At 72.0% G+C, this 26,916-nt stretch carries 20 protein-coding genes; 9 read left to right on the plus strand and 11 right to left on the minus strand.

What is annotated here, in order from left to right; translation table 11 throughout:
• Nucleotides 1-1,207: 1,207 nt before the first annotated feature.
• Genes EV567_RS24220 through EV567_RS24245 form a run of 5 tightly spaced genes read right to left on the minus strand, consistent with a single transcriptional unit; the run spans nt 1,208 to nt 8,158 of the window.
• Nucleotides 1,208-2,461, minus strand: a complete 1,254-nt coding sequence (locus EV567_RS24220) for a styrene monooxygenase/indole monooxygenase family protein (protein WP_130443588.1) — start codon at nt 2,459-2,461, stop codon at nt 1,208-1,210.
• A 52-nt stretch (nt 2,462-2,513) separates the two neighbouring features.
• A complete protein-coding gene (locus EV567_RS24225; protein ID WP_130443589.1) occupies nt 2,514-3,161 on the minus strand; it encodes an ATP/GTP-binding protein in 648 nt (215 codons plus the stop codon).
• Nucleotides 3,142-3,609, minus strand: a complete 468-nt coding sequence (locus EV567_RS24230) for a DUF742 domain-containing protein (RefSeq protein WP_130443591.1) — start codon at nt 3,607-3,609, stop codon at nt 3,142-3,144. The genes EV567_RS24225 and EV567_RS24230 overlap by 20 nt, the downstream gene beginning before the upstream one ends.
• Nucleotides 3,606-4,109, minus strand: coding sequence for a roadblock/LC7 domain-containing protein (locus EV567_RS24235; RefSeq protein ID WP_130443593.1), 504 nt, complete (start codon nt 4,107-4,109; stop codon nt 3,606-3,608). The genes EV567_RS24230 and EV567_RS24235 overlap by 4 nt, the downstream gene beginning before the upstream one ends.
• Nucleotides 4,106-8,158, minus strand: coding sequence for a nitrate- and nitrite sensing domain-containing protein (locus EV567_RS24245; RefSeq protein ID WP_242620986.1), 4,053 nt, complete (start codon nt 8,156-8,158; stop codon nt 4,106-4,108). Before EV567_RS24245 ends, EV567_RS24235 begins: the two co-directional genes overlap by 4 nt.
• Before the next feature lie 370 nt (nt 8,159-8,528).
• On the opposite strand from EV567_RS24245, the gene EV567_RS24250 reads away from it, so the two are divergent.
• Complete coding sequence (locus tag EV567_RS24250; RefSeq protein ID WP_130443595.1) at nt 8,529-9,314, plus strand: protein phosphatase 2C domain-containing protein; 786 nt, start codon at nt 8,529-8,531, stop codon at nt 9,312-9,314.
• Nucleotides 9,315-9,333: 19 nt separating this feature from the next.
• Here the strand turns inward: EV567_RS24250 and EV567_RS24255 are convergent, their stop codons facing one another.
• Nucleotides 9,334-9,900 carry a MarR family winged helix-turn-helix transcriptional regulator gene (locus EV567_RS24255; protein WP_407071615.1) on the minus strand — a complete coding sequence of 189 codons (567 nt, stop codon included), beginning with the start codon at nt 9,898-9,900 and terminating at the stop codon, nt 9,334-9,336.
• A gap of 170 nt (nt 9,901-10,070) precedes the next feature.
• Complete coding sequence (lon, locus tag EV567_RS24260) at nt 10,071-12,494, minus strand: endopeptidase La (RefSeq protein WP_130443596.1); 2,424 nt, start codon at nt 12,492-12,494, stop codon at nt 10,071-10,073.
• Between the two features lie 171 nt (nt 12,495-12,665).
• Here lon and EV567_RS24265 point away from each other — a divergent pair, with 171 nt between their 5' ends.
• The 8 genes from EV567_RS24265 to EV567_RS24300 all read left to right on the plus strand — a co-directional run bounded on the left by EV567_RS24265 (nt 12,666) and on the right by EV567_RS24300 (nt 23,286).
• Entirely contained in the window at nt 12,666-13,685 is a 1,020-nt protein-coding gene (locus EV567_RS24265; RefSeq protein ID WP_130443598.1) for a DUF5954 family protein, read from the plus strand.
• Nucleotides 13,686-13,900: 215 nt separating this feature from the next.
• Nucleotides 13,901-14,578 carry a spermidine synthase gene (locus EV567_RS24270; RefSeq protein ID WP_130443600.1) on the plus strand — a complete coding sequence of 226 codons (678 nt, stop codon included), beginning with the start codon at nt 13,901-13,903 and terminating at the stop codon, nt 14,576-14,578.
• Nucleotides 14,579-14,707: 129 nt separating this feature from the next.
• Nucleotides 14,708-15,448 (plus strand): response regulator transcription factor, encoded by a 741-nt coding sequence (locus EV567_RS24275; protein WP_130443602.1) that lies wholly within the window; start codon nt 14,708-14,710, stop codon nt 15,446-15,448.
• Nucleotides 15,445-16,548: a cell wall metabolism sensor histidine kinase WalK gene (locus tag EV567_RS24280; RefSeq protein ID WP_130443604.1), complete on the plus strand. Its 1,104-nt coding sequence runs from the start codon at nt 15,445-15,447 to the stop codon at nt 16,546-16,548. Before EV567_RS24275 ends, EV567_RS24280 begins: the two co-directional genes overlap by 4 nt.
• 357 nt (nt 16,549-16,905) lie before the next feature.
• Complete coding sequence (locus EV567_RS24285) at nt 16,906-20,706, plus strand: multifunctional oxoglutarate decarboxylase/oxoglutarate dehydrogenase thiamine pyrophosphate-binding subunit/dihydrolipoyllysine-residue succinyltransferase subunit (protein ID WP_130443606.1); 3,801 nt, start codon at nt 16,906-16,908, stop codon at nt 20,704-20,706.
• 186 nt (nt 20,707-20,892) lie between these two features.
• Nucleotides 20,893-21,081, plus strand: a complete 189-nt coding sequence (locus EV567_RS24290) for a DUF6104 family protein (RefSeq protein ID WP_130443608.1) — start codon at nt 20,893-20,895, stop codon at nt 21,079-21,081.
• Nucleotides 21,082-21,251: 170 nt separating this feature from the next.
• Nucleotides 21,252-22,250 carry a DUF4097 family beta strand repeat-containing protein gene (locus tag EV567_RS24295; protein ID WP_130443610.1) on the plus strand — a complete coding sequence of 333 codons (999 nt, stop codon included), beginning with the start codon at nt 21,252-21,254 and terminating at the stop codon, nt 22,248-22,250.
• A 1-nt stretch (nt 22,251) separates the two neighbouring features.
• Entirely contained in the window at nt 22,252-23,286 is a 1,035-nt protein-coding gene (locus EV567_RS24300; RefSeq protein ID WP_130443612.1) for a PadR family transcriptional regulator, read from the plus strand.
• 32 nt (nt 23,287-23,318) lie between these two features.
• Here the strand turns inward: EV567_RS24300 and EV567_RS24305 are convergent, their stop codons facing one another.
• From EV567_RS24305 to EV567_RS24320, 4 genes are all read right to left on the minus strand, one after another.
• Nucleotides 23,319-23,891, minus strand: coding sequence for a Clp protease N-terminal domain-containing protein (locus EV567_RS24305; RefSeq protein ID WP_130443614.1), 573 nt, complete (start codon nt 23,889-23,891; stop codon nt 23,319-23,321).
• Complete coding sequence (locus tag EV567_RS24310) at nt 23,891-24,100, minus strand: helix-turn-helix domain-containing protein (protein ID WP_130443616.1); 210 nt, start codon at nt 24,098-24,100, stop codon at nt 23,891-23,893. Before EV567_RS24310 ends, EV567_RS24305 begins: the two co-directional genes overlap by 1 nt.
• A 70-nt stretch (nt 24,101-24,170) precedes the next feature.
• Nucleotides 24,171-25,136, minus strand: a complete 966-nt coding sequence (locus EV567_RS24315; RefSeq protein ID WP_130443618.1) for a zinc-binding dehydrogenase — start codon at nt 25,134-25,136, stop codon at nt 24,171-24,173.
• A 141-nt stretch (nt 25,137-25,277) separates the two neighbouring features.
• Nucleotides 25,278-26,510 (minus strand): NADP-dependent malic enzyme, encoded by a 1,233-nt coding sequence (locus EV567_RS24320; protein WP_130443620.1) that lies wholly within the window; start codon nt 26,508-26,510, stop codon nt 25,278-25,280.
• Nucleotides 26,511-26,916 lie beyond the last annotated feature (406 nt).

Genomic DNA, 26,916 nt, shown 5'->3' on the forward strand with positions numbered 1-26,916 from the left:
GCACAACGCACGGTCTCATGTCGGCATTCGCCGAGGAATGGAGCGGTTCTTCACCTCTCGACATTCACAAAGGGATGGAGCGGTTCCTCACCTCACGCCTCCACCCTCACGGTTTCCCTCAACATGGGACTGGGCAAGGGGGCGCGGGTCCATTTCGGCAGGGCTTATCTCGACCGCTCTGTCGCCAGCATCGGAAAACGTCAAGTTGCCCCCACCGTGTGACACCAACGCCTGACATGACCAGCCCCGTACACCGGCGGTCAGCGCCGTACACCAGCAGACGATCAGCCCAGGATCGCGGCCGGGTGTCCAACGTCGCTGTCACACAATGATTGACCCGATATGGATTAGGCCCTCGGAGGGTCAACGGCGGACATCGAGCGCAACCCTCGCCGCCACGCAGAAGTCGGCCAAGGCCTCCCCCACCTCCAACGCTTGCTGCTCGATGAGCGCATAGAGCTCACCGTCATCTGATGGGCGAGGCGATCTCAGCGCCTCCTTCGTGGCTCGCTCAAGTTCCTCGAGGTTCCTCTGAGCACGCGCAAACAGGTCGACTACCGCGTCAGGGCCCAGTAGGTACAACTCCGCGAGGCCGGCAAAACCACGCCGTGTCAGAGCCCCCGTTTGAGCACCGAGCTCATCCAGGCTCTGCGGCGCCGCATCCCATCCAGCACGACCGCAGTCCGTAATCAACGCCAAATATTCGGTCAAAAAGTTCGACACATCTCGCATACGCCTCGCGCCGAAACTGTTCCCGCCGCACCTTCCGCTGATCGGCGAGCTGCAGTGCGGTCTGACTCCGTCCTGCCAGCCAGGTAAGTACACCTGTCACCAGGCTGGCGCCCAGCGCTGATCCACCTGCAACCAGAGCGACTGAAAGGTCGGACACAATCCCCCTCAGGAACACCATCGAGAGGCGTCCGGATCTAGAGCGTCTCCTTCAAAGGCGGCAAGACAGACTGCGGGAAGCTACCGTGCCCCGAGGGTGCCCGATCGAGCCGGAGCCCACGGGAAACACCGGGCAGTCACGGTAGCGGGACACCAGAACGGCCCCTGACCAAACACTCGGGTCAGAGGCCGTTCTGATTCGTCTGGCCGGTCCCCGACTTCACTCCGTCGGCCGGGGCCGTCTGTGGGCCGTGCGAGGGTGGCCGACGTCGACCAACAACGACAGATGACGACGGCCGAACCCCAGGTCAGAGAACCGTCATGCTCCAGCGACCGAGGCCAGATAGGCACCCGTCTTCTGCGGGTCGTAGAAGTAGTTCTCGAAGTCCGCGGGGTCGTTGAAGCCGTTGGCGAAGCGGTCGGCGACCGGCTGTAGTTGGCCGGCTGCGCCGATGAGGTTCAGGATGTGCTCGGGGGGCGGGGCCAGCATCGCGTTGGTCCACTTCGTGACGTGCTGGGCCGTGTCCCAGTAGCGGTCGAACGTCGCCCGCATCCACTCCTCGTCGAACGGCTTGTCACCCTGTTCGAGGATGGACGCGAGGTAGGCGGCCGCGCACTTGGAGGCCGAGTTGGAGCCCTGCCCGGTGATCGGGTCGTTGGCGACGACCACGTCGGCCACGCCGAGCACCAGGCCGCCGCCGGGGAGCCGGCCGACGGGGTTGCGCACGGTGGGCGCGTAGCGGCCGGCCAGGGTGCCGCCGGCGTCGGTCAGCTCGACACGGGTGGCCCGCGCGTACTCCCAGGGCGTGAACTTCTCCATCAGCTCCAGCGTCAGGGAGAGGTGCTCCGCCGGGTCCTTGACGCCCTTGAAGACGTCGAGCGGGCCGCCGGGCACACCCTCCCAGAAGAGGATGTCGGCACGGCCCGAGGTGGTCAGCGTCGGCATGACGAACAGCTCGCCGACCCCGGGCACCAGGTTGCAGCGGACCGCGTCGTAGTCCGGGTGCTCGGGGCGGGGGCCGAGGCCGTGGACGTACGCCACCGCGAGGGCGCGCTGCGGCTCGCTGTACGGGGAGCGCTCGGCGTCGCGGCCGAACATCTGGACGAGTTCGCCCTTGCCGGCGGAGACCAGGACGAGGTCGTAGGCGCGGGAGAAGTAGTCGAGGTCGGAGACGGCCGCGCCGTGGATCACCAGCTGGCCGCCGCGCTGGGCGAAGACGTCCATCCAGCCGGCCATCTTCACCCGCTGGTCGACGGACTGCGCGTACCCGTCGAGCTTGCCCACCCAGTCGATCGCCCGCTGCGTGGGGCCGGGGTCGTGCGAGCCGGGGGCCGCCACCGAAACCCCGAGCCCCTCGATCCTCGGAGCCTGAGACTCCCAGAAGTTCAGCTGGAGGTCGCGCTCGTGCTGAAGTGCGGTGTGGAACATGCACTGCGTCGACATCACCCGCCCGGAGCGGATCTCGTCGGCGGTCCGGTTGGACATCAGGGTGACCTCGTACCCGTGCGACTGGAGGCCGAGGGCGAGTTGGAGACCGGACTGGCCGGCTCCGACGACGAGTATCTTCCGCATGCGGGGGGTGTCTCCTAGGTGGCCTGGGCGGGGTGTGGGGGTGGGGGGTGGCCTACTCGGGGGTTTCGTCCAGCGCGTGGCCGACGAGGGACAGCAGGGTCTCGATCACCGAGATCCGGCGGCGCGCGTCCATGATCATGACGGGTATGTGCTGGGGGATGGTCAGCGCCTCCCGCACGTCCTCCGGGTCGAACAGCTCGCTGTCGTCGAAGTGGTTCACGGCGACGACGTACGGCAGTCCGCAGCTCTCGAAGTAGTCCAGCGCGGGGAAGGCGTCCCTGAGGCGGCGGGTGTCGGCGAGGACGACGGCGCCGATCGCGCCGCGCACCAGGTCGTCCCACATGAACCAGAAGCGCTGCTGGCCCGGGGTGCCGAAGAGATACAGGACGAGGTCGTCGTCGAGCGTGATGCGGCCGTAGTCCATCGCCACGGTGGTGGTGAGCTTGCCCGGGGTGCCGGTGAGGTCGTCGGTCTCCTCGCTGGCCTCCGTCATCAGCGCCTCGGTCTGGAGCGGGGTGATCTCCGAGACGGTGCCGACGAGGGTGGTCTTGCCGACGCCGAAGCCGCCCGCCACCACGATCTTGGTGGCGATGGGGGCCCGGGTCCGGTCCGTCTGCCAGGACTTCAGGTCCTCGTCGGGCTCGTCGACGAGGGGGGAGACACCGAACGGGGCGTCGGCGTCAGAGACGACGGAGTCCACTGAGCACCCTTTCCAGCAGAGCTCGGTCGGGACGGCCCGTACCGTGGGCGGTACCGGTGCCGTACACACGGATCTTTCCCTGGTCCGCGAGGTCGCTGAGCAGCACGCGGACCACGCCGAGCGGCATCTTCAGCAGCGCGGCGATCTCGGCCACCGTGCGCATGCGGCGGCACAGCTCGACGATGGCCCGCAGCTCCGGCATGACCCGGGTGGTGAGCGAGCCGTTCGTCAGTTCCTTGCGCTCCTCGGGCGCTTCGAGCTCGGCCGTGGTCGCCACGAACGTCTCGACGAGGAGGACGTGACCGAAGCGGGTACGGCCGCCGGTCAGCGAGTAGGGGCGCACCCGCGCGGGCTTGCGGTCGCCGCCCCGGACGGGGAGCGGGCCGGCCGCGCCGCGGGGGCCCGGCGCGTTGCGGGGGCTCGGCGCGTTGCGCCGGGGCGTGCTCATCGGGGGCTCCCCGCCGTCGCGGACTCCAGTGACTGCCTGAGCTCGGTGCGCAGTTCGGGAGTCAGGACGTGGCCGGCGCGGCCCACGAACAGCGCCATGTGGTACGCGACGACGCTCATGTCGCAGTCGGCGGAGCCGTGGACTCCGAGCAGGGAGCCGTCGCTGATCGACATCACGAAGAGGCTGCCCTCGTCCATGGCGACCATGGTGTGCTTCACCCCGCCGAACGCCATCAGCCTGGCGGCGCCGACGGTGAGGCTGCCGATGCCGGAGACGATGGTGGCGAGGTCGGCGGAGGAGCCTCGCGGGCCGTTGCGCTGCGCTCCGCCGGAGTGGCGGGCAGCCTGGTTGAGACCAGGGTCGGAGGACAGCAGGAGCAGGCCGTCGGAGGAGACCACGGCGACGGACTGGATGCCGGGGACCTCCTCCACGAGGTTGGTCAGCAGCCAGTGCAGGTTGCGGGCCTCACTGCTCAGTCCGAAGGTACTGGGCGCGGTCAACTGCTTGCCTCCTCGACGGTGCCCCCCGTGTCTTCTTCGGCGTGTGCGTGTGCTTCTTGAGGTGCGTCAGGTGCGGCGTTCGGCGCCGGCGTCTGCGCCGTCTGTTCGGCGAGCTCGGCTTCCACGTCGCGGTAGCCGGCCTGCGCTCCGCTACGGAAGCCGCCGAGACGGCGACGGAGGGCCTCCGCGTCGACGCTGCCGCTGTGGCGGCGGGGGGTGGGGGTGGGTGCGGTGAGCTTGGGTGTGCGCTTGGGGAGGCCCTTGTCGGTGACGAGCTCCTCGGGGGCGTCGGCTGCCCGCCCGTGCTCGGCCTCGCCCTCGCCGTGACCGGCGGGTCCGCCCGTCGGGTGCGTCGGCGCGCCGCCCGCGTGCCCGTGCGTCGGGCGACCGGCGGGGGCGGCCGCGGGAGCGGTGCCGGGCCAGTCGTCGGCGGCCCTCCGGGCCTGCGGCGAGCGGGCCCCGCCGGGGGCGAAGGGGGCGCGGGCCGACGTGCCGCCGTGGGGTGCGGCGGCGTCGGTGTCCGGCCTGCGGTCGGGGGCGGTGCGGTCCGCGGCCGGCATCGCGTCGGCCGCCGGGACGTCTCCGCCCGGCCAGTCGTCCGCCGCGCGACGGGCGCGCCGGGAGGCGGCGGCGGTCGGCGTGACGCCGCGGTCGGCGGTGCCGCTCGGCGCGAAGGGGGCACGGTTCGGCGTGCCGCCTTCAGTCGGGGGGGCGGTGGCGTCCGGCGTGCCGCCGTCGGCAGCGGGGGCGGCCGTCGGCCAGTCGTCCGCCGCACGACGGGCGCGCGGGGAGCGAGCAGTGGGCGGCGTGCCGGCATCAGTCGGGGAGGCCTGCGCGCCGCCGTCGGCCGCGGGTGCCGTCGTCGGCCAGTCGTCCGCCGCACGACGGGCGCGCGGAGAGCGAGCCGTGGGCGGCGTGCCCGCATCGGCCGGGGAGGCGGGGGCGGTCTCCGGCGTGGCGTCGTCGGCCGCGGGTGCCGTCGTCGGCCAGTCATCCGCCATCCGACGGGCACGCGGGGAGCGGGCGGTGGGCGGCGTGCCGCCGGGGGCGGTGGCCGGGGTGGCCGGTGTGCCGCCGTCCGGCGCTGGGGGGTTGGGGGCCGACGTGCCGCCGGGGGCTGCGTCCGGAGTGGTCGGTGTGCTGGTGTCCGGCATGCCGCCGGGGGCGGTCTGGTCGTCGGGCGCCATGGCGTCGGCCGCCGCGACATCGCTGCCCGGCCAGTCGTCGGCCGCGCGGCGGGCGCGCGGGGAGCGGGCGGTGGGCGGCGTACCACCGGAGGCGGTGTCCGAAGCGGTCGGTGTGCCGCCGGCCGGGGTGGAGGCGGTGGTGTCCGGCATGCCGCCGGGGACGGTCTGGTCGTCGGCCGCCGCGACATCGCTGCCCGGCCAGTCATCGGCCGTGCGACGGGCCGTCCTGGAGTCGGCGTTGTCCACGGCGTCGGGCGTGCTGCCGGCCGTCGTGGCGTCGCCCGTCCGCCAGTCGTCCGAGGCGCGGCGGGCCGTCCTGGCGTCGGCGTTGCCTGCGGGGTCGGCTGTGGGCGGCACGCTGTCGGCGTCCGACGGGGTCGCGGTCGCCGACGTGTCGCCTGCGTCCACCGCGCCTGCCGCGTAGGGCATGTCCGGGGAGCCGGTCGGGGCGTCGGCCGGCGTGTCAGCCGAGGGCTGCGTACCCGCCATGGCCGACGTGTCAGCCTCGCCGAGCGAACCCGGCGTGCCCGACGGGTCCGTCGTGGCGGCCGGCGCTTCCGCCTCAGTCGTCGGCGTTTCGGCGGAGTCCGTCGAGGCCGACGGGTCGGCCGACAGGGGGAGCAGGAGTTCCATCGTCGTCTCGGCCGGGGTTTCCGGGAGCGACGTGGACTTGGTCCGGGTGGGGAGGACGTTGCCGTTGGACTCCGCGTCCGCGCCGGGGAGGGTGACGGCGGGGGTGGCCGCCGTGGTCGGCGGGGCGGCGGGGACGGAGGCGGTCGGGGGCGAGGCCAGCAGCGAGGTGGGCAGGACCACGACCGCCGCCACACCGCCCTGCTTCTGCTCGCGCAGCTGCACCCGCACCCCGTGCCGGTGGGCCAGGCGGGCCACGACGTACAGGCCGAGCCCGAGCCCGTCCTCGCCCTCCTGGTCGTAGGGGGTGTCCGGGTCGAAGTCGGTGAGGCGGGAGTTGAGGCGGGTCAGCCGGTCGCCGGTCATGCCGATGCCCTCGTCCTGGACGGAGAGCATGACCTCGCCGTTCTCCAGGAGCCAGCCGGAGACCTCGACGGGCAGGTCCGGCGGGGAGAACGAGGTGGCGTTCTCCATGAGTTCGGCCAGAAGGTGGGAGAGGTCGTCGGCGGCGAAACCGGCCACGTGCGCGTGCGGGGGCAGCGCGGAGATGCGGACGCGTTCGTAGCGCTCGATCTCGCTGACCGCCGCGCGGACCACGTCCACCAGCGGGATGGGGCCCGCGTGCTGCTGCACGTGCTCCTCGCCCGCGAGGACGAGCAGGTTCTCGCTGTGGCGGCGCATGACCGTGGCGAAGTGGTCGAGCTTGAAGAGCGTGGCCAGCCGTTCGGGGTCGTGCTCGCGCTCCTCCAGGCCCTCGATGACCGCGAGTTGGCGTTCGACGAGCCCGAGGGTGCGCAGCGACAGGTTGACGAACGTGCCGCTGATGCTGGTCCGCAGTTGCCCCAACCGCTCGGCGGCGTCGGCGAGTTCGGCGCGCAGTTCCTCGCGGGCGTCGGCCATCTTCTGCCGCTGCCCGACGAGGTGCTTGCGGTCGGACTCCAGGGTGGCGATGCGCTCGTGGAGGGCGACGGCGTGCTCGTGCAGGGCGTTGACGGAACGGACGACCTGCGCGAACTCGTCGTTGCGGCCGGTGAAGCGGACCGACTCCTCCGCGGCCGGGTTCTCGGCGCCGGCCAGCCGGGCGGAGCCGAGGCGCAGCACGGCCAGCGGGCGGGTGAGACTGCGGGCCATGGCGGTGGCGATGCCGACGGCGATCAGTATCAGCGCGCCGAGGAGGGCGACGCGCAGCTCCAGCGCGGTGACGTCGTCGTCGCGCAGCTGGGCGAGGTCCTTGACGCGGCGGTCGTAGGCGGAGGACTCGGCTCCGCGCATGAGGGCGACGCGTGCGGTGAGCGCGGCGTCGACCTTCTTGGCGTCGAAGCCGAGTTCGTCGTCGCTCAGGGCGGGCTGGTCGGTGAGGGCGGCCAGGTACTTCTGGGCGGCGGTGACGTCCGTGCCGGTGACCGTGGAGTCGTAGGCGTCGACGGCTTCTTCGGGCGCGCGGTCGCGGAAGGAGGCCAGGGCCGCGTCGGAGCGCAGCCGGGCCTGCTGGGCGGCGGCGGTGAGCTCGTCGCGCTGCCGGGTGTCGGCGTCGGAGGAGACCCTCCTGGACTCCGACCGGCCGGTGACCGGGTCGGTGGCGTCCTCGGTGTCCGACGGCACGTTCAGCGCCGCGAGGAGCAGTCCGCGGGCGGCGGTGGCCTGCTGGACGGCGGTGTCGAGCTCGGCGAGGGCGTACGCGCCGGCGCCGGCGCGCGGCGGCATCTGCTGGGCGAGCTGCTCGGCGAGCCCGTGCAGCTCGGTGATGGCCGCCGAGTACGCCCGGTGCGCCTCCAGGGCCGTGCTCCGGCCGGTGAGGGCTGCCTGGCGGACGGCTGCGATGCCGCCGAGGTCCTCGCGGAGTTCGGCGGGGGCGTCGGTGTCGGCGGTCAGTTCCTGTACCTGGCGGTCGACGCGGGCGCTGCTCTCCCCGGAGGGCGCCTTGCCCTTGGTCCGGCCGGCCGCGATGTAGGTGGTGACCTCGTCGCGTTCGTCGGCCAGAGACTGGGCGAGGACGAGGGCGTCCTGCGTCCGCTCGGCCAGAGTGACCAAATTCTGGGAGTCGTTGAGCTGCCCTGAGGCGGCGATGACGGAGGGGGCGCCGGCTCCCGCGATGGCGGCGGCCACGACGGCCACCGCGACGATCAGCCGGTTGCGTACGTGGGCGGGACGGCCCTTGCCGACAGGGGTGCGCTCCGCGCCCTGCTCGGAGGCCGTCTGCCTGCCTGTGCGCCGAGGCCGCGTCTTCTGCACCGGTGCTCGCATTCCTGACTCGTGATACCCATGGGCCAAAGGTGACGCTCCGTCAGTCGGCGCGCCCTTCCGGTTCGGTCCCCGACCCTCCCAGTGCGGGTGGACGGGGTTCGCGCATCGCCTGCCCCGCCACCCGAAGGAGTGAACATCGGAGAGGAGTTGGCGGGCAAGTTCCTCTGGCGTGTGCGACGGCCTTGCGCGCGGGGCCGGTTGGACGTGGACGGCGGGCTTTGACAGGATTCGCCGCCACGTCTTCCCGGAGCGCTTCATTCCCGCCCAAAACAGGCGTCTGACCTGCGTCGGCATGTCCGGACCGCGATGGATGCCGGCCTTTCGCGAAGGGTGTGCGGGGCTCGTGCAGACTGGCTTGATGCGTACGGAACTTGTCTCGGAGCCCGGCGATCAGGCCTTCCCCAACGAGGACTTCGCGAGCGTCGGGCTTCCCGCCTCCGGGCAGGGCGGTTCGCTCGTCCTCCTGGACGGGGTGACGCCGCCGCGGGGCGGTACGGGCTGTCTGCATTCGGTCCCCTGGTTCACCGCTCGACTGGGCGGTGCACTGACCGAACTGACCGTTTCACACCCGGATGTTCCTCTGGCCGAAGCACTGGCCGCCGCAGTCGCGCGTACCTCCGCCGCCCACGCCGAAACCTGTGACCTTTCTCACCCGCGCACTCCTCAGGCGACGGTCGCCCTGGCGCGCTGGTCGCCGGAGACCGTCGAATACCTGGTCCTCTCCGACGCGGTCCTGCTGCTGGCCGCTCCCGACGGCACGGTCACCGCGGTCCTCGACGACCGGCTGGACCGGCTGCCCCGGGCCCTGCTGGCGAGCGCGGAGATCTGCGACGCCGAGGCCCGCAACAAGGAGGGCGGCTTCTTCACGGCCGCCGCCGATCCGGCCGTGGCCTCGCGGGCGGTCACCGGGAGCGTCCCGCGAGCGGGCGTGTCGGCCCTGGCGGCGCTGAGCGACGGGGCGGCGCGCTGGACGGAGACGTTCCGCGAGGGCGACTGGACGGACCTGTTCGCCCGTCTCCGGAAGGAGGGGCCCGCTGCCCTGGTGCGGCGGGTGCGGGAACTGGAACGCGCGGACGAGGAACGCGTCTTCCTCGGCCGCGGCAAGCGCCATGACGACGCCACGGCGGTGTACGCCGAGCTGTGAACGGCGGCCCGGCGGCGGGCTACCTGGCCATGCCCCGGTTGAGCTGGTTGAGGAGACGGGCCAGTTCGGCCACCTCGGCGCGCTCCCAGTGGGACAGCTGGGTGACGTACCGGCCTCGGCGGGCCTCCCGGACGCGGCCGACCCGGGTGCGGCCCTCCTCGGTGAGGTCGACCAGCCAGGCGCGCCCGTCGGCCGGGTCGGGCTCGCGGGCGACGAGCCCGAGGTGTTCCAGGGCGCGAAGCTGCCGGGACATGGTGGCCTTGCCGATGCCGATGTAGGCGGCGAGCTCGGTCGCGCGCTGCCGGCCGCACTCCTCCAGCCGCACCAGCAGGCCGTACGCGGCGGACTCCAGGTCGGGGTGGACCTCGCGGGCCATCTCCCCCTGGCTGGCGCGGGCGCGGCGCAGCAGGACCGTCAGCTCGCGCTCCAGGGACAGGAACTCCTGGTCCACCCCGCGTGGGGGTGTGCCGGTTCCGGGGTCTCCCGGGTTCACCGCGTCCTCGGGACGCCCGGTGCTCCCGCCCGCGCCCGCCGTCGCGCCTGCTTCCGCGTTCGTGTGTCCGATCGCGTGTCCGTCCTCGTGCACGTCAGCACTCCTGATCCGGTCTCGGACCCGATTCTACGTGCGTAGTTGCCTCCTGGCCGCGCCGTGCCGGACGGTCCCCGGCCTCTTTCAGGAAGCCGGGACCCGCGCCGTGCCGGACGGGCCCGGACCTCCCTCACGGAGTCCGGGCCCGCCTCGTCCGGCCACGTCCGTCACGCCGCGACCGGGACCTCGGGCGTCGCGCCGTCCACGGCGGGCGCGAGCGCCAGTTCCAGTACCTGGCGGACGTCGGTGACGGTGTGGACGTCGAGCTTGTCCAGCACCTCCGCGGGGACGTCGTCCAGGTCGGGCTCGTTGCGCTTGGGGATGATCACGGTGGTGACTCCCGCCCGGTGCGCGGCGAGCAGCTTCTGCTTCACCCCGCCGATCGGCAGGACCCGCCCGGTCAGCGAGACCTCGCCGGTCATCGCCACGTCCGTGCGGACCAGCCGCCCCGACAGCAGCGACGCGAGGGCCGTCGTCATGGTGATGCCCGCGCTCGGGCCGTCCTTGGGGACCGCGCCCGCCGGGAAGTGGATGTGCGCTCCCCGGTCCTTCAGGTCGGCCACCGGCAGTTCCAGCTCGGCCCCGTGGCTGCGCAGGAAGCTCAGCGCGATCTGCGCCGACTCCTTCATCACGTCGCCCAGCTGTCCCGTCAGCGTCAGTCCCGCCGCGCCCGTCTCCGGGTCGGCGAGGGACGCCTCCACGTACAGCACGTCGCCGCCCGCGCCGGTGACCGCGAGGCCGGTCGCCACACCGGGCACCGCCGTCCGCCGCTCGGCCGGGTCCTGGGCGGACTCGGGCACATGGTGCGGCCGGCCGATGAGGCCGCGCAGGTCGCCCTCGGTGACCGTGAGGGGCAGTTCCCGCTCGCCCAGTTCGTGCTGGGCGGCGATCTTGCGCAGCAGCCGCGCCACGGATCGCTCCAGGTTGCGCACGCCCGCCTCGCGCGTGTACTCGCCGGCCAGCTTGCGCAGCGCGCTCTCGTCGAGGGTCACCTCGTCGGCGTCGAGGCCGGCCCGCTCCAGCTGGCGCGGGAGCAGGTGGTCACGCGCGATGACGATCTTCTCGTCCTCGGTGTAGCCGTCGAGGCGGACCAGCTCCATCCGGTCGAGCAGGGCCTCGGGGATGGCTTCGAGCACGTTGGCGGTGGCGAGGAACACCACGTCGCTGAGGTCGAGTTCGACCTCCAGGTAGTGGTCGCGGAAGGTGTGGTTCTGCGCCGGGTCCAGGACCTCGAGGAGGGCGGCGGCCGGGTCGCCCCGGAAGTCCGAGCCCACCTTGTCGATCTCGTCCAGCAGGACCACCGGGTTCATCGCCCCGGCCTCCTTGATCGCGCGGACGATCCGGCCGGGCAGCGCGCCGACGTAGGTACGCCGGTGGCCGCGGATCTCGGCCTCGTCCCGGACGCCGCCGAGGGCGACCCGGACGAACTCGCGCCCCATGGCGTGCGCGACGGACTCACCGAGCGAGGTCTTGCCGACGCCGGGCGGGCCGACGAGCGCGAGGACGGCGCCCCCGCGCCGCCCGCCGACCACGCCGAGGCCGCGGTCGCCGCGCCGCTTGCGCACCGCGAGGTACTCGGTGATCCGCTCCTTCACGTCGTCCAGGCCTGCGTGCTCGGCGTCGAGGACGGCCCGGGCGCCCTGGATGTCGTAGGCGTCCTCGGTCCTCTTGCTCCAGGGGAGTTCGAGGACGGTGTCCAGCCAGGTGCGGATCCAGGAGCCCTCGGGCGACTGGTCGCTCGCCCGCTCCAGCTTGTCGACCTCCTTGAGGGCGGCCTCGCGGACCTTCTCGGGCAGGTCGGCGGCCTCCACGCGCGCCCGGTAGTCGTCGGACTCCTCGCCCTGCTCCTCGCCGTTCAGCTCGCGCAGCTCCTTGCGCACGGCTTCCAGCTGCCGCCGCAGGAGGAACTCGCGCTGCTGCTTGTCGACGCCCTCCTGGACGTCCTTGGCGATGGTCTCGGCGACGTCCTGCTCGGCGAGGTGGTCGCGCAGCTGACGTACGGCCAGCTTCAGCCGGGCCACGGGGTCCGCGGTCTCCAGCAGCTCCACCTTCTGCTCGGTGGTGAGGAACGGCGAGTAACCGGAGTTGTCGGCGAGCGCTGAGACGTCGTCGATGGCCTGGACGCGGTCGACGACCTGCCAGGCGCCGCGCTTGCGCAGCCAGGCGGTGGCCAGGGCTTTGTACTCCTTGACCAGTTCGGTGACATGGCCGGGGAGCGGCTCGGGCGTCTGCTCGTCGATGCGGGTGCCCTCGACCCACAGCGCCGCCCCGGGGCCGGTGGTGCCGGCGCCGATGCGCACGCGGCCGCGGCCCCGGATCAGCGCGCCCGGGTCTCCGTCGGCCAGCCGGCCGACCTGTTCGACGGTGCCGAGCACGCCGGTGCTCGCGTAGGTCCCGTCGATGCGCGGCACCAGCAGGACCCTGGGCTTGCCGGGCTCGGACCGGGCGGCGGCCTGGGCGGCCTCCACCGCGGCGCGCACGTCGGCGTCGTTGAGGTCGAGCGGAACCACCATCCCGGGCAGCACCACTTCGTCGTCGAGCGGCAGCACGGGCAGGGTGAGCGGTGTGAACGCTGCGGACTCAGCAGCCATGATCTCCCCTTCGGCAGTCAAGTTGAGTTATGCCGACTCAATGCATAGCGACCCCCGGATGTTCCCCGTACCGGCCCGCGTTCACTGTGGGCGATCACCTCCCTCGTCTCCCCCGCCCCCATTTCCGGCGTTCCCGCCGAACCGGATCCGGGCCGACAGCACAATGCGCACATGACCGATGACTGGAAGCAACGGCTCGACGCCCTGCACGCGGAGCTGGTCCGCCGGGACGACCCCGTCGCCTGGGTGATGGAGGCGGACGCCATGGAGGCGTCCCGGCGCTACCCGGATCTCGCCCCGCGCGGGCCCGTCTTCGGTGTCGCGGCGCAGGACCCCTCCGCCGGCGACCCGCGCTGGCGGCTGCTCAAGCCGGTCGTGAACGGCACCCCGCAGCAGGCCCGCGACGGCCTCAACTCCCACCTGTGGTTCAAGGCGAAGGACGACACCGACGACCCGGCCGTCCGCCGGGAACTGCTGAGCGCGGTGCGGGTGCTGGAGCGGGAGCCGGCCGACGAGGTGACGGCGCTCGGCGTGCGCTACCGGGTCGTGCGCGGCGACGAGTTCGCGCGCATGGGGGACGACGGGCTGGAGCCGCCCCGCCCGACCGACCCGGAACCGGCCGTGTCCCTGTGGGACGGCCGGGACGACACCCCCTCCCCCGACCTGGGGTTCGTCCTCGACCCGGCCCGCGACGAGGGGCCGATGGCGGGCGCCCTGCGGCTGGGGCTGCGGGGCTTCGCCTACACGGGGTCCCGCTACCCGGCCGACGTGCGGGAGGGCTCCGCGCGCGCGGTGCTGACGCACCCCGACGTCGTCTGTCTGCCCGTCGGCTTCTCGGTGGCCGAGCACGACGGCACGGGCTGGACCCCGCACGGCGCCCTCATGGCCACGCCGCACGAGGCCCGCCGGCTGCTGCACGACGGGATGGCCCGCTTCTGGGCGCTGCTGTACGGCTTCGACGAGGCGAGGAAGGCCGTGTACGCGCGCGCGGCCGAGGCGTACCGGGCGGCGGGCCGCGCCGACGAGGCCCGGGTGGAGGACCGGCTGTTCCGGATCTGCCGGGTGGAGCGGATGGTCCGCATGGGCCCGGACGGCCCCGAGCCGCCCCGCTCGTCCGACCTCGACGACTACGGCCCGATGAAGCTGCACCCGACCCTGCACGAGGACGGAACGGTGGTGCACGACGACTGACGTCCGCCGGGACGGGACAAGCGCGGGCGGGCGCGGGGCGTCGTGAGGCGTGCGCGACGTGAGGGGGGATGCGCGCGCTCGCCGAGCCGCTCGTGCCGCTCAAGCCGTCGTCGAATCCCCCCAGTTGCCGATCCTGGACGAGCCGACGCACGTGGGTGCCGGGCTGTGTTGCGCGTTCCGCCGCCGGACGGCCGGCCGAGTGCCAGGATGGACCGATGTCCGTCTTCCACGAGCTTCCCGAGGTGCTGGACCGTCGCACGGGCCCCTACGGCGAGGTGGTGCTGCGCCGGCAGGGGGATGTCCTCCAGATCATCGCCAACGGCTGCTTCCTGATGGACACTTCCGACGGCCGCTCGGAGCGGCTGCTCGTGGACGCGGCGCTGGCCGCGCTCGACGGCCGCCCCGCGCCGCGTGTCCTGATCGGCGGCCTGGGCGTCGGCTTCTCGCTGGCGCACGCCGCCGCCGACGCCCGTTGGGGCCGCATCACCGTCGTGGAGCGCGAAAGCGCCGTCGTGGACTGGCACCGCGACGGGCCGCTGGCCGCGATCTCGGGCCCCGCGCTCGCCGACCCGCGCACGGAGATCGCGGAAGCGGACCTGCTGGAGTACGTCAATGAGACATACGCCACTTTCGACGCGCTGTGCCTCGACATCGACAACGGCCCCGGCTGGACGGTCACGGAGGGCAACGAGGACCTCTACACACCGGCCGGACTCACAGGCTGTGCACGGGTGTTGAGACCCGGTGGGGTTCTCGCGGTGTGGTCCGCACAACCCTCCGGCGAATTCGAGCGAACCCTGAGGAATGCCGGGTTCCAACAGGTGCGTACCGAAGAGGTCCCGGTTGCCCGGGGAGCACCCGACATCGTGCATCTCGCCGTCCGACCTGGATAGCAAAGCCGCGCCGGCTCCCCGTACGCTGCTGCCCTGACGCTAATGATTCACGCGTCAACCGCAGTCATGCGCAGACAGCAGACAAGGGATCACCCCACGGATCCCGGCACAGCACCCCAGGGGCGGGCGATGGAGCAGACACACACCGCACACAACGGCACGGCGACGGCGACCCCGGGCGCGCAGCGGCGCGTCCTCGTGGTCGAGGACGACCCGACCATCGTCGACGCCATCGCGGCCCGCCTTCGCGCCGAGGGATTCCTCGTGCAAACGGCGAGCGACGGCCCCGCGGCCGTCGACACCGCCGAGGCCTGGCAGCCCGACCTGCTGATCCTCGACATCATGCTGCCCGGCTTCGACGGCCTCGAGGTGTGCCGCCGGGTGCAGGCCGCCCGCCCGGTGCCCGTGATGATGCTCACCGCCCGCGACGACGAGACCGACATGCTGGTCGGCCTCGGCGTGGGCGCCGACGACTACATGACCAAGCCGTTCTCCATGCGGGAGCTCGCGGCACGCGTGCACGTGCTGCTGCGCCGCGTGGAGCGGGCCGCGGTCGCCGCCACCACGCCCCGCTCCGGCATCCTGCGCCTGGGCGAGCTGGAGATCGACCACGCGCAGCGCCGGGTGCGGGTGCGCTCGGAGGACGTGCACCTGACGCCCACCGAGTTCGACCTGCTGGTGTGCCTGGCGAACACCCCGCGCGCGGTGCTCTCGCGTGAGCAGCTGCTCGCGGAGGTGTGGGACTGGGCGGACGCCTCCGGCACCCGGACCGTCGACAGCCACATCAAGGCGCTGCGCCGGAAGATCGGCGCCGAGCGGATCCGCACCGTGCACGGCGTGGGCTACGCGCTGGAGACCCCGACGCCATGAGCGGCGGGCCGGCCGGACCGAGAGTTTCCAGGGAACCCTGGGGCGGAGTGCGACCGTTCTCGATCAAGACGAAGCTGGGTGCGCTCGTCGTCATCTCGGTGCTGATCACCACCGGGCTGATGATGATCGCCATGCGCACCGAGACGGAGCTGCGCTTCATCACGGTCTTCTCGATGATCGCCACCCTGCTCATCACGCAGTTCGTCGCGCATTCGCTCACCGCGCCGCTGGACGAGATGAACACGGTCGCGCGGGCCATCTCGCACGGCGACTACACCCGCCGGGTCAGCGAGAACCGCCGTGACGAGCTGGGCGACCTGGCCCAGACGATCAACGTCATGGCGGACGAGCTGGAGGCGCAGGACAACCAGCGCAAGGAGCTGGTGGCCAACGTCTCCCACGAGCTGCGCACGCCCATCGCCGGGCTGCGCGCCGTCCTGGAGAACGTGGTCGACGGGATCGCCGAGGCGGACCCGGAGACGATGCGCACCGCCCTGAAGCAGACCGAGCGGCTCGGCCGGCTGGTGGAGACCCTGCTCGACCTGTCCCGGCTGGACAACGGCGTGGTGCCGCTGCGCAGGCGGCGGTTCGAGGTGTGGCCGTACCTGTCGGGAGTGCTGAAGGAGGCCAACATGGTGGCCTCCGCGCGCGCGACGATGGGCTCGGGCGGCAGCCACACGCGTACGGACGTCCATCTGCACCTGGACGTCACCCCGCCGGAGCTGACCGCGCACGCGGACCCGGAGCGCATCCACCAGGTCGTCGCCAACCTCATCGACAACGCGGTCAAGCACAGTCCGCCGCACGGCCGGGTGACGGTCAGGGCCCGCCGGGGCCCGCTGCCGGAGTCGCTGGAGCTGGAGGTGCTGGACGAGGGTCCCGGCATTCCGCGGTCGGAGTGGCACCGGGTCTTCGAGCGCTTCAACCGGGGCGCCGTCAGCCGGCCGCACGGTCCGGGCAGCGACGGCGGCACGGGACTGGGACTGGCGATCGCGCGCTGGGCGGTCGATCTTCACGGAGGCCGGATCGGAGTGGCCGAATCCGAGCGTGGTTGCCGGATTCTTATCACTCTTCCGGGAGAGCCTTCCGTGCCAAGTTGACGTAAAGTGCCAACCGGAGCCACAAGATCCACTGGCGTTTCCCGCTGCCGCCGCCCCTCTGGCGGCGAGCCGGACCGGTGCGATCAGGCATGCGCCGACGCAGGTCGGCGCGGGTGGGCCCGGGGTTCGTGAAGAACCGGCCCGGGGGTCGCGCGGTCGGTGCGCGCACCCTGCTTCAAACGTTTCCTTTTGCAGCGCAACTGCGCTTGTTTCCCGCCGTTTCAACCCCTGAAACACGCTTGAAGATGTGACTTACGTGACGATGCGGCAGCCCGGCCTGACCTTCACCCGCTGAGGGGCGTAGCCTTTATTCCCGCTGTCCATCACCTTGTGAAGCGGAAGAGGGCGGTTGCCGCCGTGTCGCCACAGTCCCCCAGTAACTCGAGCATCTCGACCGACGCAGACCAAGCGGGGAAGAATCCCGCTGCCGCGTTCGGTCCGAACGAGTGGCTCGTCGACGAGATCTATCAGCAGTACCTCCAGGACCCGAATTCGGTAGACCGTGCCTGGTGGGACTTCTTCGCCGACTACAAGCCGGGGGCCGCCAGCGCTCCGGCTCCGGCGGGTACTGCGGCCGCGGGGGCCGCAGGGACCACCACCACGCCCCCGGCCCAGGCCCAGGCTCCCGCCGCCCCGGCTCCCGCGCCGGCCCCGGCCGCCGCGCCGAAGCCCGCCGCCGCCCCGGCCGCCGCGGCTCCGGCGAAGGCCGCCCCGGCGCCCGCCAAGGCCGCGCCGGCCGCCAAGCCGGCCGCGAAGGCCGCTCCCGCCGACGGGTCCGCCGGTTCCTCCGAGGGGCCCGAGTACGTGACGCTGCGCGGCCCGTCCGCCGCGGTCGCCAAGAACATGAACGCCTCCCTGGAGCTGCCCACGGCCACGTCCGTGCGCGCGGTCCCGGTGAAGCTGCTGTTCGACAACCGCATCGTCATCAACAACCACCTCAAGCGCGCCCGGGGCGGGAAGATCTCCTTCACGCACCTGATCGGCTTCGCGATGGTGCAGGCCATCAAGGCCATGCCGTCGATGAACTGGTCGTTCGGCGAGAAGGACGGCAAGCCGACCCTCGTCAAGCCGCCGCACGTGAACCTCGGCCTGGCCATCGACCTGGTGAAGCCCAACGGCGACCGCCAGCTCGTCGTGGCCGCCATCAAGAAGGCCGAGACGCTGAACTTCTTCGAGTTCTGGCAGGCCTACGAGGACATCGTCCGTCGCGCCCGCGACAACAAGCTGACGATGGACGACTTCACCGGCGTCACGGTCTCCCTGACCAACCCCGGCGGCCTCGGCACCGTCCACTCCGTGCCGCGCCTGATGCCCGGCCAGTCGGTCATCATGGGCGTCGGCTCCATGGACTACCCCGCGGAGTTCCAGGGCACCTCCCAGGACACCCTGAACAAGCTCGGCATCTCGAAGGTCATGACGCTCACGTCGACCTACGACCACCGGGTCATCCAGGGCGCCGCCTCCGGCGAGTTCCTCCGCCAGGTCGCCAACCTGCTGCTCGGCGAGAGTGGCTTCTACGACGACATCTTCGAGGCCCTGCGCATCCCCTACGAGCCGGTCCGCTGGCTCAAGGACATCGACGCCAGCCACGACGACGACGTCACCAAGGCCGCCCGCGTCTTCGAGCTGATCCACTCCTACCGGGTCCGCGGCCACGTCATGGCCGACACCGACCCGCTGGAGTACCGCCAGCGCAAGCACCCCGACCTGGACATCACCGAGCACGGGCTCACGCTGTGGGACCTGGAGCGCGAGTTCGCGGTCGGCGGCTTCTCGGGCAAGTCCCTGATGAAGCTGCGCGACATCCTCGGCGTGCTGCGCGACTCGTACTGCCGCACCACCGGCGTCGAGTTCATGCACATCCAGGACCCCAAGCAGCGCAAGTGGATCCAGGACCGCATCGAGCGCCCGCACTCCAAGCCGGAGCGCGAGGAGCAGCTGCGCATCCTGCGCCGCCTGAACGCCGCGGAAGCCTTCGAGACGTTCCTGCAGACGAAGTACGTCGGCCAGAAGCGCTTCTCCCTGGAGGGCGGCGAGTCCGTCATCCCGCTGCTGGACGCGGTCATCGACTCGGCCGCCGAGTCGCGCCTGGACGAGGTCGTCATCGGCATGGCCCACCGCGGCCGCCTGAACGTCCTCGCCAACATCGTCGGCAAGTCGTACGCGCAGATCTTCCGCGAGTTCGAGGGCAACCTCGACCCGAAGTCGATGCACGGCTCCGGCGACGTGAAGTACCACCTGGGCGCCGAGGGCACCTTCACCGGCCTGGACGGCGAGCAGATCAAGGTCTCCCTGGTCGCGAACCCCTCCCACCTGGAGGCGGTGGACCCGGTCCTGGAGGGCGTCGCCCGCGCCAAGCAGGACATCATCAACAAGGGCGGCACGGACTTCACCGTCCTGCCGGTGGCACTCCACGGCGACGCGGCCTTCGCGGGCCAGGGCGTGGTGGCCGAGACCCTGAACATGTCGCAGCTGCGCGGCTACCGCACCGGCGGCACGGTCCACATCGTCATCAACAACCAGGTCGGCTTCACCGCGGCCCCCGAGTCCTCGCGTTCCTCCATGTACGCGACGGACGTGGCCCGCATGATCGAGGCTCCGATCTTCCACGTGAACGGCGACGACCCGGAGGCCGTGGTCCGCGTCGCGCGGCTGGCCTTCGAGTTCCGCCAGGCGTTCAACAAGGACGTGGTGATCGACCTCATCTGCTACCGCCGCCGCGGTCACAACGAGTCGGACAACCCGGCCTTCACCCAGCCGCTGATGTACGACCTGATCGACAAGAAGCGCTCGGTGCGCAAGCTCTACACCGAGTCCCTCATCGGTCGCGGCGACATCACCCTGGAAGAGGCCGAGCAGGCCCTCCAGGACTACCAGGGCCAGCTGGAGAAGGTCTTCACGGAGGTCCGCGAGGCCACCGCGCAGCCGGTCGCCGGCGACTCCCGCGACGGGCAGGACAACTTCCCGGTCGAGGTGAGCACCGCCGTCTCCGCCGAGGTCGTCAAGCGGATCGCCGAGTCCCAGGTCAACATCCCCGACCACATCACCGCGCACCCGCGGCTGCTGCCGCAGCTCCAGCGCCGTGCGTCGATGGTCGAGGACGGCACCATCGACTGGGGCATGGGCGAGACCCTCGCCGTCGGCTCCCTCCTCCTGGAGGGCGTCCCGGTCCGCCTGGCCGGCCAGGACTCCCAGCGCGGCACGTTCGGCCAGCGCCACGCGGTCATCATCGACCGTGAGAACGGCGAGGAGTTCACGCCGCTGATGTACCTCTCCGAGGACCAGGCGCGCCTGAACGTCTACAACTCGCTGCTCTCGGAGTACGCGGCGATGGGCTTCGAGTACGGCTACTCGCTCGCCCGTCCCGACGCGCTCGTGATGTGGGAGGCGCAGTTCGGCGACTTCGTCAACGGCGCGCAGACGGTCGTGGACGAGTTCATCTCCTCGGCGGAGCAGAAGTGGGGCCAGACCTCCGGCGTCACGCTGCTGCTCCCGCACGGCTACGAGGGCCAGGGCCCCGACCACTCGTCGGCCCGCCCGGAGCGGTTCCTTCAGCTCTGCGCGCAGAACAACATGACGGTCGCGATGCCGACCCTGCCGTCGAACTACTTCCACCTCCTGCGGTGGCAGGTGCACAACCCGCACCACAAGCCGCTGGTCGTCTTCACCCCGAAGTCGATGCTGCGCCTCAAGGCCGCCGCGTCGAAGGCGGAGGAGTTCACCACGGGCCAGTTCCGCCCGGTCATCGGCGACGCGTCGGTGGACCCGGCCGCGGTCCGCAAGGTCGTCTTCTGCGCCGGCAAGGTGTACTACGACCTGGAGGCCGAGCGTCGGAAGCGCGGTGCGACGGACGTGGCGATCATCCGCATCGAGCGCCTGTACCCGCTGCCGGGCGCGGAGCTCCAGGCGGAGATCAAGAAGTACCCGAACGCCGAGAAGTACCTGTGGGCCCAGGAGGAGCCGGCCAACCAGGGCGCCTGGCCGTTCATCGCCCTGAACCTGATCGACCACCTGGACCTGGCCGTCGGCGCGGACGTCCCGCACGGCGAGCGCCTGCGCCGCATCTCGCGCCCGCACGGCTCGTCCCCGGCGGTCGGCTCGGCCAAGCGGCACCAGGCGGAGCAGGAGCAGCTGGTGCGCGAGGTGTTCGAGGCGTGAGCCTCTGAACCCCGCCGTACAGGTCGAAGGGCCCGCCCCGGAGTCTTCCGGGGCGGGCCCTTCGGCGTGCGGGTCCGGAGGCCGCCGCTCGGCGTGCGGGTCCGGAGGCCGCCCTTCGGCCTGCCGGCGGGGGCCGCCTATCCTTTTGCTGTCCCCTCCCTGCGACCGACACACGGAGCACTCGTCATGTACTTCACCGACCGTGGCATCGAAGAACTCGAGAAGCGGCGCGGCGAGGAGGAGGTCACCTTCGAGTGGCTCGCCGAGCAGTTGCGGACGTTCGTGGACCTGAACCCCGACTTCGAGGTGCCGGTGGAGCGTCTGGCGACCTGGCTGGCGCGGCTGGACGACGAGTTCGACGAGGACGACGAGTAGGGCCGGTCCGGCGGCCGCCGTCCTCGGTTCGCCGCCGTCCTCGTCCAGGGGCGCCCTTCGGGGCGCCCTTTTCGTGTGTCTTGACTTTCCGTGACCGCGATATATCGTGTTTGATGGGAGACGCGATATGGCGTGTCACCCGCCTCTGTCCCACGCCTGGGAGGTCTGCCATGTCCGAGTGGTCCGTCGCCGAGCCGCGCAAGCTCGCCTTCGACGAGCCGGTCAGCGAGCTGCACGTACGCGTGGTCAACGGCACGGTGAACGTCGTGGGCACGGACGACGGCGGTCCGGCACGCCTGGAGGTGTCGCACATCGAGGGACCGCCTCTGGTGGTGGCGCATCGCGACGGCATTCTGACCGTGGCCTACGAGGACCTGCCCTGGAAGGGGTTCCTCAAGTGGCTCGACCGCAAGGGGTGGCGCCGCAGCGCCGTCGTCTCGCTCGCCGTGCCGGCGGGCACGCGCGTGGAGGTGGGCGCGGTGAGCGCCGGGGCGGTCGTCTCCGGGATCGACGGACGCACCGAGGTGAGGGGCGTCTCCGGGGACACCACGCTGGTGCGGCTGACCGGGCCGGTGCGCGCGGACACCGTCTCCGGGAACGTGGAGGCCCAGGCCCTCACCGGCGATCTGCGCTTCAACTCGGTCTCCGGGGACCTGACCGTCGTGGAGGCGGGCTCCTCGGTGAAGGCCGACTCGGTGAGCGGGTCGATGATCGTCGACCTCGATCCCGCGAGCCGCCCCACCCACATCGGCCTGACCAGCGTCTCGGGTGAGATCGCGATCCGGCTGCCCCACCCGGCGGACGCCGAGGTCGAGGCGAACACGGCGAGCGGCACGGTGTCCAACGCCTTCGAGGACCTGCGCGTCAGCGGCCAGTGGGGCGCCAAGCGGATCACCGGCCGGCTCGGCGCGGGCAGCGGCAGGCTGAAGGCGACGACGGTCTCCGGCTCGATCGCCCTGTTGCGCCGCCCGGCGGCCGAGGAGGACGGCCCCTGGGAGGCGGAGGAGGGCTCCGGGAGGGCGGAGGGGCCCGCCGCAGGGTCGCCCGACGGCTCCGGGCCCCGCACAGGGCACAATGCGACTTCCGGCCCGGGTGACGCGCCCTCGCCCCCCTCGGACGACTCCTTGGACGCCCCGGCCGACAGCACGACCGACAAGAAGGTGCTCTGACATGCCCCCCGTCTTCGCCCACGGCCGCCTCCGCCTCTACCTGCTGAAGCTTCTGGACGAGGCCCCGCGCCACGGCTACGAGGTGATCCGCCTCCTGGAGGAACGCTTCCAGGGGCTGTACGCGCCGTCGGCGGGCACCGTCTACCCCCGGCTGGCCAAGCTGGAGGCCGAGGGCCTGGTCACCCACACCACCGAGGGCGGCCGCAAGGTGTACGCCATCACGGACGCCGGGCGGGCCGAGCTGGCCGACCGCAGCGGTGAGCTGGCCGACCTGGAGATGGAGATCCGCGAGTCCGTCGCGGAGCTCGCCGCGGAGATCCGCGCCGATGTGCGCGGCGCCGCGGGCGATCTGCGGCGCGAGATGCGGGCGGCGGCCACCGAGGCCCGGCGCGACCCCACGGCCGGCGGGGACGCGCACGCGTACCCGGGCGACAACGAGTCGTGGCGGGCCGCCAAGGAGGAGATGCGCCGGGCCAAGCAGGAGTGGAAGGAACAGGCCCGCCGCGCCAAGGACGAGAGCCGCCGGGCCCGCGAGGAGGCCCAGCGGGCCCAACGGCAGGCCAAAGAGGCCCAGGACAAGGCCCGCGCCCAGGCCCAGGAGGAGGTGCAGCGCATAGCGCGGCGCGTCCAGGAGCAGGTCCAGAGCCATTTCGCCCGGGGCGACTGGCCGACGGGCGTGCGGGAGGGCCTGACCGAACTGGCCAAGGAGTTCGGCGAGTTCGGCAAGGACTACGGCAGGGAGTTCGGGCGCGACTTCGGCTTCGGCCGCGCCGGCAAGGAGACCGCGACCGCGCCTCCGGCGTACTCGCAGACGCCGGAGGACTTCCCGGCCGAGTACGAGCCGGCCTGGGCTCACGAGGAGGCCGGCGGCGACCCGGTCCGCGACCTGGAGCGCCTGCTGGACCGCTTCCGCGACGACATCCGCGACGCGGCCCGTGACAACGGTGTGACCCCCGACCAGCTCCGGCTGACCCGCCGCCACCTGTCGGCGGCGGCGGCCCACATCGGCGCCGCTCTCAGGAGCCCGAAGCCCTGAGTGCCGGCGGTCGAGGAGACGGCGGCGGCCGTTCAGCCCGCCTGGGCCTGGTTCTCGCCGTAGAGGACCCGGGTCAGGGCCGCGTGGGTGACGCCGTGGTCGGCGAGGGTCTCGGCGGGCGGGCCGGGGCGGGCGGTGAGGGCGAGCAGCAGGTGCTCGTCGCCGATGTGCCGGTCGCGGTGGGCCAGGGCGATGCGCAGGGACTGCTCCAGGACGTCCTTGCCGTCGCGGCCGAAGCGGGGACGCCCGCTCCGGCCGACGCCTGAACCGCCCCGGCGCCCACCGGCCATCGCTCCGACGCCGTGGGCCTCCTCCACCCGGGAGACGATCTCCGCGACGTCGATGCCGAGGCCGGCGAGGGCGTCGGCGTCGGCCCGGGAGAGGCCCGCCCTGCGCCGCGCCTCCTCCAGCGCCAGCCGTACGGACCGCCGACGCTCCTCCGTCAGCCCCAGAGCGGTCAGTGCGAACGATCCCCGGCTCGCCGTCCGGTCCAGCAGAGCGAGCAGCAGATGCTCGGCGCCCACCGTCCGAACGCCCGAGCCCTGGCACTGCTCGACGGCGTCCCGTACGACGTCCCGGGCGTCCTTCGTGAACCGTTCGAACATCACTGCCTCCCGTGCTTCTTGTGGACGGCTTGCCTGCTGATGCCGAGTTCCGCCGCGATCTCCTGCCACGACCAGCCCTGGTGACGGGCGCTGCGCACCTGCACCGCCTCCAGCTGCTCCAGCAGCCTGCGCAGGGCGGCGACGGCGCGCAGTCCGACCCGGGGATCGCGGTCGCCGGCGCGTGCGGCGAGATCCGTTGCTTCGGTCATGCCGTCAACTTACGTTGACACGAGTGGGACGTCAACCATGGTTGACAGACGAGGGGCACTTCGGTCCGGGTCAGGAGTGCGTCAGGACGACCTTCCCGAACAGGTCGCCTGAGGCCAGGCGTTCGAAGCCCTCGCGAGCTCGGTCGAGGGGGAGGACCTCGTCGATGACGGGGCGGACGCCGGTCGCGGCGCAGAAGGCGAGCAGGTCCTCCAGTTCCTCCTTGGTGCCCATCGTGGAGCCGACGACCTTGAGTTCCAGGAAGAAGATCCGGGTCAGCTCGGCGTGCGAGGGCCGGTCCCCGCTCGTCGCGCCCGAGATCACGAGCGTGCCGCCGGGCCGCAGGGACTTCACCGAGTGGGACCAGGTGGCCGCGCCGACGGTCTCGATGACGGCGTCCACCCGCTGCGGCAGCCGTGCGCCCGGCTCCAGCGCCTCGACGGCGCCCAGCTCCAGCGCACGCTTGCGCTTGGCCTCGTCCCGGCTGGTCGCGAAGACGCGCAGCCCGGCGGCCCGGCCGAGCACGATGGCGGCGGTGGCGACCCCGCCGCCGGCCCCCTGGACGAGCACGGAGTCACCGGGCCGTACGCCGGCGTTGGTGAAGAGCATGCGGTAGGCCGTCAGCCAGGCCGTGGGCAGACAGGCGGCCTCCTCGAAGGAGAGCCCCTTCGGCTTGGGCAGGACGTTCCAGGTCGGCACCGCGACCTGCTCGGCGAAGGTGCCCTGATAGCGCTCGGTGAGGATGGAGCGGGGCTCGTCCGGTCCGACGCCGTGCCCGGTCTGCCCGATCACGGAGTGCAGGACGACCTCGTTGCCGTCCTCGTCGACGCCGGCGGCGTCGCACCCGAGGATCATCGGCAGTTTGTCCTCGGCGAGGCCCACCCCGCGCAGGGACCACAGGTCGTGGTGGTTGAGGGAGGCGGCGCGGACGTTGACGGTGCTCCAGCCGGGCCGGCGCTCGGGGGCGGGGCGCTCCCCCGACTCCAGTCCGTTCAGCGGCTGGTCACGATCGATGCGAGCGGCGTAGACGGCGAACATGCAGCCGACGATAGGGTCCGCGCCCGGCGGGCGAAACCGGGCGCCGCTGTGAGACATGCCCTCTTGCCAACCGGCCCGGCGAGGGGCGCACACAGCCGGACGGCCCCGCCCGTGCGGGCGGGGCCGTCCGTCAAAGCCGCGTCAGCGACGGGCCACGCCCTCCGCCCGCGCGGCCGCGGCCACCGCCGCGGTCACGGCGGGGGCGACCCGCTCGTCGAACGGCGACGGGATCACGTAGTCCGCGGCGAGGTCGTCGCCGACGACGCCGGCCAGCGCCTCGGCGGCGGCGATCTTCATGCCCTCGGTGATCCGGGACGCCCGCACCTGAAGCGCGCCCGCGAAGATGCCGGGGAACGCCAGCACGTTGTTGATCTGGTTCGGGAAGTCCGACCGCCCGGTCGCGACGACCGCCGCGTACTTGTGGGCGACCTCGGGGTGCACCTCCGGGTTCGGGTTGGCCATGGCGAAGACGAACGCGCCCTCGGCCATCGAGGCCACCGCCGCCTCGGCGACCGTGCCGCCGGAGACGCCGATGAAGACGTCGGCGCCCGCGAGCGCGTCCTCCAGCGAGCCGGTCAGCCCCGCCTTGTTGGTGAACCCGGCCAGCTGGCGCTTGACGTCGGTCAGGTCCTCCCGGTCCGCCGAGACGACACCCTTGCGGTCGGCGACCGCGACGTCCCCGATGCCGGCCTCGACCAGCATCTTGGCGATGGCGACACCGGCCGCGCCGGCGCCCGAGATGACGGCCCTGAGGTCGGCGATGGCCCGCCCGCTCAGCCGCGCCGCGTTGCGCAGCGCCGCCAGCGTCACGACCGCCGTGCCGTGCTGGTCGTCGTGGAAGACCGGGATGTCCAGCGCCTCCTGGAGCCGGCGCTCGACCTCGAAGCACCGCGGCGCCGAGATGTCCTCCAGGTTGACGCCGCCGAACGAGGGCGCGAGGCGCACCACGGTCTCGACGATCTCGTCGACGTCCGTGCAGGCGAGCGCGATCGGGACCGCGTCGACACCGCCGAACTGCTTGAAGAGGATCGCCTTGCCCTCCATCACCGGAAGGGACGCCTCGGGCCCGATGTCACCGAGCCCGAGGACCGCCGTGCCGTCGGTGACGACGGCCACGACGGACGACTTCCAGGTGTAGTCGTTCACCAGCTCCGGCTGTTCCGCGATCGCGGTGCACACGCGAGCGACGCCGGGAGTGTAGGCGAGGGACAGGTCGTCCTTGTCGCGAACCGGGACGGTGGCCTGCACGGCCATCTTGCCGCCGCGGTGCAGCGCGAACGCCGGATCGAACGAGTCGAGGGGCTCCGCACCGCCCTCCTTGGCCGTATTGTCCGCTTCGCTTTCGCTGCGAGGATTGACGATCTCCGCTGCCACTGTGTCTTACCCCTTAGGTGTACATGGATGAGGGTGGCCACTCCTGGTTGAGAAGTGGGCGGGCATCGCGCAGATCCCAGGCGGTGATACGTACGGGCCTGCGCGTCGGGCACGCCGCACACGCGCCCTGAGCCCCGGATGAGGGGTGTGAAGAACCTTCTTACCGGACGGACGCGCCCCAGGACGAGTCCAATCCGTGCAAGGTCACATGCCGCATCTTGCAGGAGTCCCACAGCCCCCGCACGTCACAGCGCCAACCGCACGCCGCCGACCGCTCCGGAGGGCCCTCGGTGATCATCTCAGTGACATGGCTCTCACGCCGGAACACGAGGGCGAGGACCGGACGAACTCTTGACACGCACTCAAGTCGACGTACACGCCGTATCTCCGGCGACCGCATCGTGAG

Source organism: Streptomyces sp. BK239 (genome assembly GCF_004217285.1).
In the GTDB taxonomy this organism is placed as follows: Bacteria; Actinomycetota; Actinomycetes; order Streptomycetales; family Streptomycetaceae; genus Streptomyces.

Bases quoted from the DNA above. Each gene is read 5' to 3' on its own strand.
- EV567_RS24265 (WP_130443598.1), top strand. From the start codon at position 12,666: ATGACCGATGACTGGAAGCAACGGCTCGACGCCCTGCACGCGGAGCTG.
- EV567_RS24305 (WP_130443614.1), bottom strand. From the start codon at position 23,891: ATGTTCGAACGGTTCACGAAGGACGCCCGGGACGTCGTACGGGACGCC.
- EV567_RS24310 (WP_130443616.1), bottom strand. From the start codon at position 24,100: ATGACCGAAGCAACGGATCTCGCCGCACGCGCCGGCGACCGCGATCCC.
- lon (WP_130443596.1), bottom strand. From the start codon at position 12,494: ATGGCTGCTGAGTCCGCAGCGTTCACACCGCTCACCCTGCCCGTGCTG.
- EV567_RS24220 (WP_130443588.1), bottom strand. From the start codon at position 2,461: ATGCGGAAGATACTCGTCGTCGGAGCCGGCCAGTCCGGTCTCCAACTC.
- EV567_RS24280 (WP_130443604.1), top strand. From the start codon at position 15,445: ATGAGCGGCGGGCCGGCCGGACCGAGAGTTTCCAGGGAACCCTGGGGC.
- EV567_RS24295 (WP_130443610.1), top strand. From the start codon at position 21,252: ATGTCCGAGTGGTCCGTCGCCGAGCCGCGCAAGCTCGCCTTCGACGAG.
- EV567_RS24250 (WP_130443595.1), top strand. From the start codon at position 8,529: ATGCGTACGGAACTTGTCTCGGAGCCCGGCGATCAGGCCTTCCCCAAC.
- EV567_RS24275 (WP_130443602.1), top strand. From the start codon at position 14,708: ATGGAGCAGACACACACCGCACACAACGGCACGGCGACGGCGACCCCG.
- EV567_RS24300 (WP_130443612.1), top strand. From the start codon at position 22,252: ATGCCCCCCGTCTTCGCCCACGGCCGCCTCCGCCTCTACCTGCTGAAG.
- EV567_RS24270 (WP_130443600.1), top strand. From the start codon at position 13,901: ATGTCCGTCTTCCACGAGCTTCCCGAGGTGCTGGACCGTCGCACGGGC.
- EV567_RS24315 (WP_130443618.1), bottom strand. From the start codon at position 25,136: ATGTTCGCCGTCTACGCCGCTCGCATCGATCGTGACCAGCCGCTGAAC.
- EV567_RS24290 (WP_130443608.1), top strand. From the start codon at position 20,893: ATGTACTTCACCGACCGTGGCATCGAAGAACTCGAGAAGCGGCGCGGC.
- EV567_RS24230 (WP_130443591.1), bottom strand. From the start codon at position 3,609: ATGAGCACGCCCCGGCGCAACGCGCCGAGCCCCCGCAACGCGCCGGGC.